This window comes from Serratia sp. BNK-17, from assembly GCF_048684935.1.
Taxonomy (GTDB): Bacteria; Pseudomonadota; Gammaproteobacteria; order Enterobacterales; family Enterobacteriaceae; genus Serratia; species Serratia nematodiphila.
On the sequence record NZ_JBLQTR010000001.1, the window covers coordinates 2,514,232 to 2,527,061 of the forward strand.

Annotated in this window: 13 protein-coding genes and 1 other RNA gene; 9 read left to right on the forward strand and 5 right to left on the reverse strand. The window is 60.6% G+C overall.

Annotated elements, in window-relative coordinates; genetic code table 11:
• Positions 1-113 precede the first annotated feature (113 nt).
• On the forward strand, positions 114-653 hold the full coding sequence (locus tag ACMGF7_RS11905; protein ID WP_004931599.1) for a DUF2058 domain-containing protein: 540 nt from the start codon (positions 114-116) through the stop codon (positions 651-653).
• A 7-nt stretch (positions 654-660) separates the two neighbouring features.
• Here ACMGF7_RS11905 and ACMGF7_RS11910 read toward each other — a convergent pair whose 3' ends face one another.
• Positions 661-1,359 carry an RluA family pseudouridine synthase gene (locus ACMGF7_RS11910; protein WP_164095822.1) on the reverse strand — a complete coding sequence of 233 codons (699 nt, stop codon included), beginning with the start codon at positions 1,357-1,359 and terminating at the stop codon, positions 661-663.
• 210 nt (positions 1,360-1,569) lie between these two features.
• Here ACMGF7_RS11910 and argO point away from each other — a divergent pair, with 210 nt between their 5' ends.
• Positions 1,570-2,187: an arginine exporter ArgO gene (argO, locus tag ACMGF7_RS11915; protein ID WP_004931603.1), complete on the forward strand. Its 618-nt coding sequence runs from the start codon at positions 1,570-1,572 to the stop codon at positions 2,185-2,187.
• A 121-nt stretch (positions 2,188-2,308) separates the two neighbouring features.
• Entirely contained in the window at positions 2,309-3,040 is a 732-nt protein-coding gene (locus ACMGF7_RS11920; RefSeq protein ID WP_031300626.1) for an oxidative stress defense protein, read from the forward strand.
• A 49-nt stretch (positions 3,041-3,089) separates the two neighbouring features.
• Here the strand turns inward: ACMGF7_RS11920 and ACMGF7_RS11925 are convergent, their stop codons facing one another.
• Positions 3,090-3,983 carry a LysR family transcriptional regulator ArgP gene (locus ACMGF7_RS11925; RefSeq protein ID WP_004931613.1) on the reverse strand — a complete coding sequence of 298 codons (894 nt, stop codon included), beginning with the start codon at positions 3,981-3,983 and terminating at the stop codon, positions 3,090-3,092.
• A gap of 204 nt (positions 3,984-4,187) precedes the next feature.
• Between ACMGF7_RS11925 and rpiA the strand changes: the two genes are divergently transcribed.
• Together rpiA and serA are read left to right on the forward strand one after the other, a co-directional pair.
• Positions 4,188-4,844, forward strand: a complete 657-nt coding sequence (rpiA, locus tag ACMGF7_RS11930) for a ribose-5-phosphate isomerase RpiA (protein ID WP_025304157.1) — start codon at positions 4,188-4,190, stop codon at positions 4,842-4,844.
• Between the two features lie 292 nt (positions 4,845-5,136).
• The gene (gene serA, locus ACMGF7_RS11935; protein ID WP_004931617.1) at positions 5,137-6,375 is read left to right on the forward strand and encodes a phosphoglycerate dehydrogenase; all 1,239 of its coding nucleotides are present in this window, start codon (positions 5,137-5,139) and stop codon (positions 6,373-6,375) included.
• Positions 6,376-6,423: 48 nt separating this feature from the next.
• Here serA and ACMGF7_RS11940 read toward each other — a convergent pair whose 3' ends face one another.
• The 3 genes from ACMGF7_RS11940 to zapA form a co-directional block, all read right to left on the reverse strand.
• Positions 6,424-7,032 (reverse strand): 5-formyltetrahydrofolate cyclo-ligase, encoded by a 609-nt coding sequence (locus ACMGF7_RS11940; RefSeq protein ID WP_044030530.1) that lies wholly within the window; start codon positions 7,030-7,032, stop codon positions 6,424-6,426.
• A gap of 52 nt (positions 7,033-7,084) precedes the next feature.
• Positions 7,085-7,267, reverse strand: a non-coding RNA gene (ssrS, locus tag ACMGF7_RS11945) — 6S RNA.
• A gap of 40 nt (positions 7,268-7,307) precedes the next feature.
• Entirely contained in the window at positions 7,308-7,637 is a 330-nt protein-coding gene (gene zapA, locus ACMGF7_RS11950; protein ID WP_004931621.1) for a cell division protein ZapA, read from the reverse strand.
• Between the two features lie 319 nt (positions 7,638-7,956).
• On the opposite strand from zapA, the gene ACMGF7_RS11955 reads away from it, so the two are divergent.
• The 4 genes from ACMGF7_RS11955 (at position 7,957) to ubiI (ending at position 12,372) form a co-directional block, all read left to right on the forward strand.
• Positions 7,957-8,535, forward strand: a complete 579-nt coding sequence (locus ACMGF7_RS11955; RefSeq protein WP_004931622.1) for a YecA family protein — start codon at positions 7,957-7,959, stop codon at positions 8,533-8,535.
• A gap of 56 nt (positions 8,536-8,591) precedes the next feature.
• Positions 8,592-9,908, forward strand: coding sequence for a Xaa-Pro aminopeptidase (pepP, locus tag ACMGF7_RS11960; RefSeq protein ID WP_049240090.1), 1,317 nt, complete (start codon positions 8,592-8,594; stop codon positions 9,906-9,908).
• A 1-nt stretch (position 9,909) separates the two neighbouring features.
• On the forward strand, positions 9,910-11,088 hold the full coding sequence (gene ubiH / locus ACMGF7_RS11965) for a 2-octaprenyl-6-methoxyphenyl hydroxylase (protein WP_049240089.1): 1,179 nt from the start codon (positions 9,910-9,912) through the stop codon (positions 11,086-11,088).
• An 81-nt stretch (positions 11,089-11,169) separates the two neighbouring features.
• Positions 11,170-12,372, forward strand: coding sequence for an FAD-dependent 2-octaprenylphenol hydroxylase (gene ubiI, locus ACMGF7_RS11970; RefSeq protein WP_004931629.1), 1,203 nt, complete (start codon positions 11,170-11,172; stop codon positions 12,370-12,372).
• Positions 12,373-12,830: the final 458 nt, after the last annotated feature.

A 12,830-nucleotide genomic window follows, 5' to 3' on the forward strand; every position in this document is an offset into this window, starting at 1 on the left:
GTTCAGGTGGGGTTGCCGCCGTTGCCCTGCGTTGCAAGCCGCCCGGCAAGCTGGTGCAGCCTGAAAAATTACGGGTATAATCCCACCATGACCCCACGGCTTCAGACACGAACATGACAAAACTCACCTTACAAGAGCAGATGCTCAAAGCGGGCTTGGTAACCAGCAAGAAAATGGCCAAAGTCCAGAGAACGGCTAAAAAATCACGCGTTCAGGCGCGCGAGGCCAGAGAGGCGGTGGAAGAGAATAAAAAGGCGCAGCTTGAGCGCGATAAGCAATTGAGCGAGCAGCAAAAGCAGGCCGCGCTGTCCAAAGAATACAAGGCGCAGGTGAAGCAGTTGATCGAGATGAACCGCATCGTCCTGGCGAAAGGCGATATCGGTTTCAACTTCACCGACGGTAACCTGATCAAGAAAATCCTGGTGGATAAAGCGACCCAGACGCAGCTGATCAATGGCCGCCTCGCCATTGCCCGCTTGGTTGTCGAGAGCCGCGAAGAGTGTGAATACGCGATTATCCCCGCGAGCGTCGCCGATAAAATCGCGCAGCGCGATGCGGCCAGCATAGTGCTGCACAGTGCGCTGAGTCAGGAAGAGCAGGATGAAGACGATCCGTACGCCGACTTTAAAGTGCCCGACGATTTGATGTGGTAAGCCGCGTTCAGAACGGCGCGGCGTGACGAGCGGCTATCCGCTCTCCGCTGATGGGGTGCACAAAGTCCAGCTCGCTGGCGTGCAGCATCAGCCGCGGTGTCTGCTCGGTACCCGGCAGCAGGCGCCCGCCATACAGATCGCAACCTAAAATAGGATGGCCCAATTGCCGGCTGTGAATACGCAGCTGGTGGGTGCGTCCGGTCTCCGGGGTGAGCTGCACCCGCGTCAGCGGCAGCGAGATCCCGCCTTCCGTTTCACGATAAAAACGTTCGACGACCCGATAGCGGGAGCGGGCGGGCTTGCCGTGGAGGGCGCAAATCGACATCAGCGGGAAAAGCGCCGGATCTTTGGCGATCGCCGCGTCTATTACCCCTTCGTTATCCGCCAGATGGCCGCAGAGCAGCGCGCTGTACACTTTACCGACGGTGCGCTCGCTGAACTGCCGGCAGAGCGCGGCGTTGACGGCCTTATTGCGGGCCACCACCATCAACCCGGACGTGCCGAAATCCAGGCGGTGCGCCAGGGCGCAGCCGGGGAACAGCTGTACCAGCCGGTGGTGTACCGAATCGAGATTCTGCGGATTCTTGCCCGAGAGGCTGAGCAGCCCGGCCGGCTTATTGATCAGCGCCAGATGATCGTCCTGATAGAGGATCTCTATCTGGTTATGGCATGGCGGGGCGATAAAGGTATCGGTGATCGTAGACATCGGGCGGCCGGCTGGAGGGTGGGGGCGGATGATAGCGAATTTCGCGTCGATGAGCGAATTTGACGGCGCAATCCCGCCGCTTGGAGTATTAGTGCTTCTGATACTGGATTAGAAACATCAATTTCACCTAATGATCGCTTCCTCGTATGATGCGCGTGTTGACCGATACGCGCCCACGTCCGGCGCCTTTTATCATTCGAGGAATTTCCCATGTTAGCCGTCTTCCTGCAGGGTTTTGCCCTGAGCGCCGCCATGATCCTGCCGCTGGGCCCGCAGAACGTATTCGTGATGAATCAGGGCATTCGCCGTCAGTACCATTTGATGATCGCCTCATTGTGCGCACTGAGCGATATCGTGCTGATCTGCGCCGGTATTTTCGGCGGCAGCGCGTTGCTGACCCGCTCGCCGCTGCTGTTGGCGCTAGTCACCTGGGGCGGTGTGGCGTTTCTGCTTTGGTACGGCTGGGGCGCGTTCCGCTCCGCCTTCAGCCCGCAACCGGCGCAGGCCGCGGCGCAGGAGCTGGCGCAGAGCCGCTGGCGCATCGTGGTCACCATGCTGGCGGTCACCTGGCTGAATCCGCACGTCTATCTGGACACTTTCGTGGTGCTCGGCAGCCTGGGCGGACAGCTGACGGCGGACGTGCGTTCCTGGTTCGCGCTTGGCGCGGTCAGCGCGTCGGCGGTGTGGTTCTTCGGCCTGGCGCTGCTGGCCTCCTGGCTGGCGCCGTGGCTGAATACGCAGCGGGCGCAGCGCATCATCAATGCGCTGGTCGGTCTGGTGATGTGGGGCATCGCGCTGCAGCTGGCCTGGCAGGGGGCAAATTTATAAGAATTTGTCACTAATCCGAATTCAAAACGCCGTGCGATATGCTACGTTTGATGCCAGGAATCCGGCGGTTCTCGCAGGGAAAAGCCGGCGATCAGAGACAGCCTGTCATTAAGGAGACACTGTGAAGCTAAAAGCATTGGCTATGGCCGCAATGGTCGGATTAGGGACGCTACCGATGGCGCTGCAGGCGGCTGAATTGCCTGAAGGGCCGCACGTCGTCACCTCCGGCACCGCCAGCGTGGACGCCACGCCGGATATCGCCACCCTGGCGATCGAGGTAAGCGTTTCCTCCAAAGACGCCGCCCAGGCGAAGAAGCAGGTAGACGAGCGCGTGGCGCAGTACTTTGATTTCCTGCAGAAAAACAACATCGAGAAGAAAGACATCAGCGCCGCCAACCTGCGCACTCAGCCGGAATACGACTACCTGAAAACCGGCGAGTCGGTGCTGAAGGGCTACCGGGCGGTGCGCCAGGTGCAGGTCACCCTGCGCCAGTTGGACAAGCTGAACGAGCTGCTGGACGGCGCGCTGAAATCCGGCCTGAACGAGATCCGCGCGGTGGAGCTGGGCGTCGCCAAGCCGGACGTGTATCGCGAGCAGGCGCGGCAAAAAGCGATCGAGAACGCGACTCAGCAGGCAGAATCCCTGGCCAAGGGCTTCCACGCCAAGCTGGGGCCGGTGTACAGCATTCGCTACCGGGTCGCCAACTACCAGCCGATGCCGGTGGCGCGGATGTATAAGGCGGCCGGCGCGGCGGCGGAAAACGACGCGGCGCAAACCTATGAACAGCAAAGCATTCACTTCGACGATCAGGTGGATGTGGTGTTCGAGCTGCAGCGTAACGCCGCGCAGTAAGGGTGTGGTATTGAAGAAAAGGTTCGCCGCGGGCGAACCTTTTTTCGTTTTAATCCTGGCGCAGCACCTGGTGACCGTGCTCCAGCAACGCGTCGGTCACTTTACGCATCATGCGGCTCTCCGGCGCGAAGCGGTGCCAGTACAGCATGCGGCGCTGGTACAGCCCCGGCGTCAGATCGATCAGTTCACCGGATGCCAGCTCCTTTTCGATCTGCAGATGCGGGATCATACAGCAGGTGGTGCCCTGACGCGCCAGCTGCACGAAGGCTTCCGATGAGTTCACGATGTGGCAGGGCACGCTGCCCGGCGACAGATCGAAGTTCTGCTGCAGGAATGCCTGGTGCATGTCGTCGAGATGGTCGAAGGCCACCGCCGGCGCTTTCAGCAGTGCGGAACGGGTGACGCCGTTCGGGAAATAGCGCTCGGCGAAGCCGCTGGAGGCCACAAACAGGTAGTCCAGCGCCCCCAGCCGATCCACCAGGCAGCTCGGCAGCGGCTGCGGCTGAATACTCACCGCGCCCACCACTTCACCGCGGCGCAGCCGCTCCTGGGTGCGGGTTTCATCTTCCACCTGCAGATTCAGGCGAATGGGGGAGTCCGCCAGCACCGGTTTCAGCGCCGGCAGCAGCCAGGTCGCCAGACTGTCGGCGTTGACCGCCAGCGACAGCAGCAGCGGCGTATCGACGCCGGTGTCGTTGCCCAGCCACTCTTCTTCCAGCAGCTCCACCTGATGCAGCAACGCCAGCAGCTTTTGCCCCTGTTCGGTCGGGCGCGGCGGCACGGTGCGGACCAGCAGCGGTTGGCCGAACAGGTTTTCCAGCTGTTTGATGCGTTGGGATACCGCCGATTGCGTGATGCAGAGTTTTTGCGCGGCGCGCTCGAAGCCGCGCTCACGGATCACCGCGTCCAGCGCTTGCAGCGTACGATAGTCTGGGCGTTTCATCGGAAAGATATCCCTTAAATTAGAATGATACCGGCACTATGCCACATTTTGCGCGCGGCGCAGGTGGAAAAATCACGCCACCAACTCGCCGCCAAGCGGGTAAAAATGCGGGCTGCGGTAAATAAGTGTGATCCTGCCGGCGTGAAAAACAGCGTTTTACCCTATAATACGCACACGTTTTCGTACAGAGGCAAGGGACATATTATGACGCAGGACGAACTGAAAAAAGCGGTAGGCTGGGCGGCGCTGGAATACGTGACGCCGGGCACCATCGTCGGGGTCGGCACCGGCTCTACCGCTGCCCACTTTATTGACGCGCTGGGCTCCATCAAGCACCAGATTGAAGGCGCGGTGTCCAGCTCCGACGCCTCCACCGCCAAGCTGAAAAGCCTCGGCATCCATGTGTTCGACAGCAACGAAGTGGACTCGCTCGATATCTACGTGGACGGCGCGGACGAAATCAACGGCCACATGCAGATGATCAAAGGCGGCGGCGCGGCGCTGACGCGCGAGAAGATCATCGCCGCCATCGCCAAGAAATTCATCTGCATCGTCGACGCCAGCAAGCAGGTGGATGTGCTGGGCAAGTTCCCGCTGCCGGTGGAAGTGATCCCGATGGCCCGCTCCTATGTGGCGCGCGAGCTGGTGAAACTCGGCGGCCTGCCGGAGTATCGCCAGAACGTGGTGACCGACAACGGCAACGTGATCCTCGATGTGCATAACCTGAGCATCACCGACGCCATCGCTTTGGAGAACAAGATCAACGGCATCGCCGGCGTGGTGACCGTGGGGCTGTTCGCCAACCGTGGCGCGGACGTGGCGCTGGTCGGCACCCCGGAAGGCGTGAAAGTGGTCAAATAAGCTTCTGCCGTTTGTGGCCCGGCGGTGCCGGGCCGCATAATTCTTCGGTTAAAATATCTTTTCTGAAAAACGGCAAATTTGGTGACTTATGTCACATTGTGAAAACTGACTCCCCAAAGCTTCTGCCGAAAACTTTCCCTATGGCATTTTCTGCCGTAAACCGCCATCAACGCTGCGCCTTGTCCTGCCGGGCAGGCAATCGTTTGTATTGCCGCCCGCGTTATTTTTGTTATGTTGGATGGGAGCTGTGTCGTCACAGCCGCTTCTGAAGTCTGAACATAGGGTCGGGTAAATGGCAAAAGTATCATTGGAGAAAGACAGGATTAAATTCCTGTTGGTGGAAGGGGTTCATCAGAGCACGGTCGATAATTTGCGTGCCGCCGGTTATACCAACATCGAATACCACAAGGGTGCGTTAGACACCGAATCGTTGAAGGCATCCATCCGCGATGCACACTTCGTCGGCATCCGATCGCGTACGCATCTGACTGAAGAGGTGTTCGCCGCCGCAGAAAAACTGGTGGCGGTGGGCTGCTTCTGCATCGGCACCAACCAGGTTGATCTGAAAGCGGCGACCAAACGCGGTATTCCGGTCTTCAACGCCCCCTTCTCCAATACCCGATCCGTGGCCGAAATGGTGCTGGGCGAGCTGCTGTTGATGCTGCGCGGCATTCCGGCCGCCAACGCCAAGGCGCACCGCGGCGTGTGGCACAAACTGGCCGTGGGCTCCTATGAGGCGCGCGGCAAAAAGCTGGGCATCATCGGCTACGGCCATATCGGCACCCAACTGGGCATTCTGGCCGAAGGGCTGGGCATGAAGGTGTTCTTCTACGACATCGAGAACAAGCTGCCGCTGGGCAATGCGCAGCAGGTGCGCCATCTGTCCGATCTGCTCAATATGAGCGACGTGGTGACGCTGCACGTGCCGGAAACGCCATCGACCAAAAATATGATGGGGGCGGAAGAACTGGCGCTGATGAAACCGGGCGCCATTCTGATCAACGCCTCGCGCGGCACCGTGGTGGATATTCCCGCGCTGTGCGACGCGCTGGCCAGCAATCACCTGGCGGGCGCGGCGATCGACGTCTTCCCGGAAGAGCCGGCGACCAACAGCGATCCGTTCAACTCGCCGCTGTGTGAGTTCGACAACGTGCTGCTGACGCCGCACATCGGCGGTTCCACTCAGGAAGCGCAAGAGAACATCGGCGACGAAGTGGCCGGCAAGCTGGCGAAATACTCCGACAACGGATCGACTCTGTCCGCCGTCAACTTCCCGGAAGTGTCGCTGCCGGCGCATGGCCCGAACGCCAGCCGCCTGCTGCACATCCACGAAAACCGTCCGGGCGTGCTGACGCAGATTAACCAGATCTTTGCCGAAGAGGGAGTTAACATCGCCGCACAGTATCTGCAAACCGGGCCGGAAATCGGCTATGTGGTGATCGACATCGAAGCGGAAACCGCGCGCGCCGACGCCGCGCTGCAGCGTATGAAAGCCATCGACGGCACCATCCGCGCCCGCCTGCTGTTCTGATTCGGCGGCATGCCGCAACGAAAAAGGCCGGAGCGATCCGGCCTTTTGCTATTTTGGCTCGTGCCACGCCCAGCTGCAGAGCGGGGTGAGGATTTCCGGCAGCGGGATATCCCAGTGTTCGGTCGGCAGATGCTCCACCTGCTGGCAATCATGGGCCAGGCCGATGGGATAGGGGCCGCCGCTGCGCCAGTTTTGCAGGGTGCGATCGTAAAAGCCGCCGCCCATGCCCAGACGCTGCCCGGTATGATCGAACGCCACCAGCGGTGTCAGCACCACCTCCAGTTCACCCTGCGGCAACACCTTGCGCACATCGAGGCGCGGTTCGAGAATATTGAAGCGATTGCGCACCAGCGGCGTTTCCGGCGCATAGCGCAGGAACAGCAGGTGGCCCGGGCTGAACGGATGCAGCACCGGCAGGTAAACCCGTTTGCCGAGCGTCCACAGCCGCTCGATCAGCGGTCCGGTATCGAGTTCGCCGTCAAACGACAAAAACACCGCGATGCTGTGCGCCGCCTGAATGCGTTCATGCGTGACGAGGCGTTCGGCTATCTTTTCTGCGGCAAAGCGTTGCTGGCCCGGCGTAAGCTCGCGCCGACGTTGGCGAATGAGTTGACGAATGGTTTGGCGCTGCTGCGCGAATTGGGGTTGAAAAGGCATCGTATCAGGCTTGCTCTGTGTGGTGTTCAGCACACATAAACCGCTGAGAAGGGGAATCTCCGAGATGCCGTCGCAGGCTGTAACCCTTGAACCCATGGTTCAAGGTGAACGTGCCGTCGCAATCTTAAGGCTTCTCGGCGCACCGAGCGTGCTCACCGATCGCGGAGCAACACATTCTGTTTGTACTAAATATCGGCTCAGGGGACTGGCCCGCTGGCGAACATCTCAGAGAAATTTTGTACTCGTTGCCGAAACTTTGATTTCAACAACTTAAGTTATTCGAATTGTGCATCCTGACGTTCAGAGATGCGACCTTGTTCAAGCAGCGCTTGTTCAATGGTCTGCTGCAGCATCCGTATGCGTTGTTCCATATTGGACGCGTAGTCACGGGTTTTCAACCGTTCTTGAGCAAGTTCGTGACAGACGTTCAATGCCGCGATGAAAACCAGTTGCTCAGTATTGGAGACTCTAGTGCGAACTTTAAGATCTTGCAACCGTTGGTTAAGATCGTCCGCCGCCATATTCAACGCATCTTGTTGTTCTGGCGGGCAATTGACTCTTAACGAGCGGCCAAAAATTTGAATATCTACCGGTTGTGCAGACATGCCACCTTCCTGCCTAAATTTCGCGCCAGCCTTGTCCGCCCTGGCCGGGCCGTCAAAGCGGGCGCCACTATATATACCTCGGTACCAAGATACAACCCCTTTTTCAGTACCTGGTTGTAATCTACTGTGGCGCACATTGCCAGTCAAAAAAGGGTTTCAAAATGCGTATTTACCGCACTTCCGTCACCCGCCGGCGCAGTGTGAAACCTGCCACATCGCGATTATAACTAGCCACTGAGGTGTCGCGCTTATCTGGTATAGCGACGGACCTTGGTGGTAGCATAACACGAACTTATCCTGCCAACGATGACGAATGCGCATGTCTATACAGAATACATTTCCAAGTTACCAATCTTTAACCGTGGCCCTCAACCAGCAGTCGGTGGCGTTGACCGCGGCAGAAATGCACGGCCTGATCAGCGGCCTGCTGTGTGGCGGCAGCCGTGACGCCGGCTGGCAGGCGCTGGTGCACGATCTGACCAACGAAGGCGTCGCCTTCCCACAGGCGCTCAGCCAACCGTTGCAGCAGCTGTATGAAGCGACGCGTGACACGCTGGAAGATGACGAATTCCTGTTCCAACTGATGCTGCCTGAAGGGGAGATCGTCAGCGTGTTCGATCGCGCCGACGCGCTGGCCGGTTGGGTCAACCACTTCCTGCTCGGTCTGGGCATGATGCAGCCGAAGCTGGCTCAGGTGAAAGACGAAGTCGGTGAAGCGATCGACGATCTGCGCAACATCGCGCAACTGGGCTACGACGAAGACGAAGATCAGGAAGAATTGGAACAGTCGTTGGAAGAAGTGGCGGAGTATGTGCGGGTCGCCGCCATCATGTGCCACGGCGAATTCACCCGTCACAAACCGACGGCGCCGGAAAATATCAAACCGACGCTGCACTAAACGTTCTATCGCCCCTCCGCCGGCGGTGCGGATGGCAATGATTTCAGGAGAAGGTAATGACTCAGCAGGAATTCAACAACCGCCGCCAGGCGCTGTTGGCGAAAATGGCGCCGGCCAGCGCGGCGGTTATTTTCTCTGCGCCGGAAACGACGCGCAGTGCAGATTCAGACTATCCCTACCGGCAGAACAGTGATTTTTGGTACCTGACCGGCTTCAATGAGCCGGAAGCGGTGCTGGTGCTGATTAAAAGCGACGAAACGCACAACCACAGCGTGTTGTTCAACCGGGTGCGCGATTTGACGGCGGAAATCTGGTTTGGCCGCCGCCTGGGGCAAGACGCCGCACCGGCAAAGCTGGGTGTGGATCGCGCGCTGCCGTTCGATGAAATCAATGACCAACTGCACCTGCTGCTCAACGGCCTGGATGTGGTCTACCACGCGCAGGGCGAATACGCCTATGCCGATCAGATCCTGTTCGGCGCGTTGGACAAGCTGCGCAAGGGGTTCCGCCAGAACCTGCAGGCGCCTGCCACCGTGACCGACTGGCGGCCGTGGCTGCACGATATGCGCCTGTTCAAATCGCCGGAAGAGCTGGCGGTGATGCGCCGCGCCGGCGAGATCAGCGCGTTGGCGCATACTCGCGCGATGGAAAAATGCCGCCCGGGCATGTTCGAATACCAGCTGGAAGCGGAAATTCATCATGAGTTCACCCGCCTCGGCGCCCGTTACCCGTCTTACAACACCATCGTCGGCAGCGGCGAAAACGGCTGTATCCTGCACTACACCGAGAACGAGAGCCAGATGCGCGACGGCGATCTGGTGTTGATCGACGCCGGTTGCGAGTACCAGGGGTACGCCGGCGACATCACCCGCACCTTCCCGGTCAACGGCAAGTTCAGCCGGCCGCAGCGCGCGGTGTACGACATTGTGCTGGCGTCGCTGCAGCGCGCTTTGGAACTGTTCAAACCCGGCACCAGCATTCGCGAAGTCAATGACGAAGTGGTGCGCATCATGGTGGTCGGGCTGGTGGAGCTGGGCGTATTGAAAGGTGAAGTCGACCAGTTGATCGCCGAGCAGGCCCACCGTCAGTTCTTTATGCACGGGCTGAGCCACTGGCTGGGTCTCGACGTGCACGACGTTGGCCACTACGGCACGCCGAGCCGCGATCGGCTGCTGGAGCCGGGCATGGTGCTGACCGTGGAACCGGGGCTGTATATCGCGCCGGATGCGGACGTGCCGGCGGAGTACCGCGGCATCGGCATCCGCATCGAGGACGACATCGTGATCACCGCCGACGGCAATGAAAACCTGACCGCCACCGTGGTGAAAGACGCCGATGCCATCGAGGCCTTGATGGCGGCGGCAAGGTCATAGCATGAGCGTCATTATCGTTGGTGGCGGTATGGCGGGCGCGACGCTGGCGCTGGCTATCTCGTCGCTTACTCAGGGAAGAATGGCGGTGGATTTGGTCGAGGCGACCCGGCCGGACGACCGCAGCCATCCTGGCTTTGACGCCCGTGCCATCGCTTTGGCGCAGGGCACCTGCCAACAGCTGGCGCGCATCGGCGTTTGGCCGGCGCTGCGCGACTGCGCCACGCCGATCACTCAGGTGCACGTCAGCGATCGCGGTCACGCCGGTTTCGTTAATCTGCAGGCGCAGGATTATCAGGTCGATGCGCTCGGCCAGGTGATCGAACTGCACGACGCCGGGCAGCGGCTGTTCGCGCTGCTGGCGAAGGCGCCGGGCGTCACGCTGCACTGCCCCGCGCGGGTGGTGGACGTGATTCGCACCGCGGAGCGGGCGGAAGTGCTGCTGGACAACGGCCAGCGTCTGCGCGGGCAGCTGCTGGTGGCGGCCGACGGCTCGCGTTCGGCGCTGGCGCAGGCCTGCAACGTGCAGTGGCGGCAGGAGGACTATCCGCAGTTCGCCACCATCGCCAACGTCACCACGGCGGAAGATCCGCAGGGGCGCGCCTTTGAACGCTTTACCCGTTATGGGCCGCTGGCGCTGTTGCCGATGTCGCAGGGGCGCAGTTCGCTGGTGTGGTGCCATGCGCGCGAAGATCGCGCCCGGGTGGATGCCTGGGACGACGCGCGTTTTATCGCCGAGCTGCAACAGGCCTTCGGCTGGCGGCTGGGGCGCATCCTCAAGGCCGGTAAGCGGCACAGTTATCCACTTGGCCTGCTAACCGCCGATCGTCATGTCAGCCACCGGCTGGCGCTGGTGGGTAACGCGGCGCAGACGCTGCATCCGATCGCCGGGCAGGGGTTCAACCTTGGTCTGCGCGATGTGATGTCGCTGGCGGAAACGCTGGCGGAAGCGATGAACAGCGGCGAAGACGCCGGCGGTTATGCGCTGCTGAGCCGCTATCAGCAGCGGCGGCAAAACGATCAGCAGGCGACGATCGGCGTGACCGACGGATTGATCCGCCTGTTCGCCAACCGTTATGCCCCGCTGGTGGTCGGCCGCAATCTGGGGCTGATGGCGATGGAGCGTTTGCCGGCGGTGCGTGACGCCTTCGCCAAGCGCACATTGGGCTGGGTGGAACGTTAGACACAGAATCGGGCGCCCTGTGGCGCGCCCAAAAACGCGGCGTGGCAAGGCGTCGCGCGTTATTTAAGGAAATCGAGCAGCATGCAATCATTTGACGTGATTATCGCCGGTGGCGGTATGGTGGGGCTGGCGTTGGCCTGCGGCCTGCAGGGCAGCGGGCTGCGCGTGGCGGTGTTGGAGCAGCGCCAGCCGGATATGGCGCCGCCGTCGGAGCAGCCTGCGCTGCGCGTTTCCGCCATCAATGCCGCCAGCGAGCGTTTGCTGCAGCATATCGGCGTGTGGGACGACATCCTCCAGCAGCGCGCCAGCGCCTACAACGCGATGGAAGTGTGGGATCGCGACAGCTTCGGCAAAATCGCCTTCCGCGGCGACGAGTGCGGTTTCAGCCATCTCGGCCACATCATCGAAAATTCGGTGATCCAGCAGGCGCTGTGGAAGCGCGCCGAAAGCCTGTCGGACATCACGCTGATTACCCCGGCCGCGCTCAAGCAGGTGGCGTGGGGCGAGAATGACGCCTTCATCACGCTGGAGGACGGCCGTATGCTGACCGCCCGGTTGGTGATTGGCGCCGACGGCGCCCAGTCGTGGCTGCGCCAGCATGCCGATATCCCGCTTACCTTCTGGGACTATCGCCACCACGCGTTGGTGGCCACCATCCGCACCGAAGAGCCGCATCAGGCCACGGCGCGGCAAATTTTCCACGGCGACGGCATTCTGGCGTTCCTGCCGTTCAGCGATCCGCATTTGAGCTCCATCGTCTGGTCGGTCGCGCCGGAAGACGCTGAGCGTCTCAAGCAGCTGGAGCCGGAACAATTCAACCGCGAACTGGCGATGGCCTTCGATATGCGTCTGGGCGCCTGCAGCCTGGAAAGCGAACGGCTGGCGTTCCCGCTGACCGGCCGCTATGCGCGCAGCTTCGCGGCGCACCGCCTGGCGCTGGTGGGCGATGCGGCGCATACCGTGCATCCGCTGGCCGGACAGGGCGTGAATCTGGGCTTTATGGACGCCGCCGAGCTGATTTCCGAACTGCGCCGCCTGCAGCGGCAGGGCAAGGATATTGGCCAGCACCTCTATCTGCGCCGCTATGAGCGCCGCCGCAAACACGGCGCGGCGGTGATGTTGGCCAGCATGCAGGGGTTCCGCGAACTGTTCGACGGCAACCACCCGGCCAAAAAGCTGCTGCGCGACGTGGGGCTGCGGCTGGCGGACAGCTTGCCTGGCGTCAAGCCTAAGCTGGTGCGTCAGGCGATGGGCCTGAACGATCTGCCCGAGTGGCTTGCCTGATCCCTTCCTTCTGCGGGCCCGCAGCGGGCTCGCGCTTCTCGCCTTATGCCATCGCGTTTCCTTATATAACCCTTCATTTGAAATAATCTAATTTCAGCCGCTTTTTATCATTACTTTTTCTAATTCCATGTTCGGTTATCAAAAGTCCGGATCCCATGTGCGGCCATAGGTTTGTTATATAAGTTCGGCATTTTGCCGCTTTAATTGTTAATTTTGTGCCTTAAGGCGCATTTTTCCAGTGAAAAACTCTGCAAACTAGCCCGGCATTTTACCGCCCCGGAACAGCAATGAGCCTATTTTAACTTATGGTTAATGTGGTCGTTCGGTGATAAGTTCGGGGGAAAGGTATCGTTTGCGTCACGGCGGTTGCACGCAGTTTTCGCCCGTCCCGGCGCAGCATTTGTGTTGAGCAGTCAGTGCGCCATGGCGATCGGGCCGCGAGCCAGGCTCCGCCGCAT

What these genes read in the sequence shown, in the direction of transcription:
- ubiH (WP_049240089.1), top strand. Translation starts at nt 9,910, where the DNA reads ATGAGCGTCATTATCGTTGGTGGCGGTATGGCGGGCGCGACGCTGGCG.
- zapA (WP_004931621.1), bottom strand. Translation starts at nt 7,637, where the DNA reads ATGTCTGCACAACCGGTAGATATTCAAATTTTTGGCCGCTCGTTAAGA.
- serA (WP_004931617.1), top strand. Translation starts at nt 5,137, where the DNA reads ATGGCAAAAGTATCATTGGAGAAAGACAGGATTAAATTCCTGTTGGTG.
- rpiA (WP_025304157.1), top strand. Translation starts at nt 4,188, where the DNA reads ATGACGCAGGACGAACTGAAAAAAGCGGTAGGCTGGGCGGCGCTGGAA.
- ACMGF7_RS11955 (WP_004931622.1), top strand. Translation starts at nt 7,957, where the DNA reads ATGTCTATACAGAATACATTTCCAAGTTACCAATCTTTAACCGTGGCC.
- ACMGF7_RS11925 (WP_004931613.1), bottom strand. Translation starts at nt 3,983, where the DNA reads ATGAAACGCCCAGACTATCGTACGCTGCAAGCGCTGGACGCGGTGATC.
- ACMGF7_RS11910 (WP_164095822.1), bottom strand. Translation starts at nt 1,359, where the DNA reads ATGTCTACGATCACCGATACCTTTATCGCCCCGCCATGCCATAACCAG.
- ACMGF7_RS11905 (WP_004931599.1), top strand. Translation starts at nt 114, where the DNA reads ATGACAAAACTCACCTTACAAGAGCAGATGCTCAAAGCGGGCTTGGTA.
- argO (WP_004931603.1), top strand. Translation starts at nt 1,570, where the DNA reads ATGTTAGCCGTCTTCCTGCAGGGTTTTGCCCTGAGCGCCGCCATGATC.
- ACMGF7_RS11940 (WP_044030530.1), bottom strand. Translation starts at nt 7,032, where the DNA reads ATGCCTTTTCAACCCCAATTCGCGCAGCAGCGCCAAACCATTCGTCAA.
- pepP (WP_049240090.1), top strand. Translation starts at nt 8,592, where the DNA reads ATGACTCAGCAGGAATTCAACAACCGCCGCCAGGCGCTGTTGGCGAAA.
- ubiI (WP_004931629.1), top strand. Translation starts at nt 11,170, where the DNA reads ATGCAATCATTTGACGTGATTATCGCCGGTGGCGGTATGGTGGGGCTG.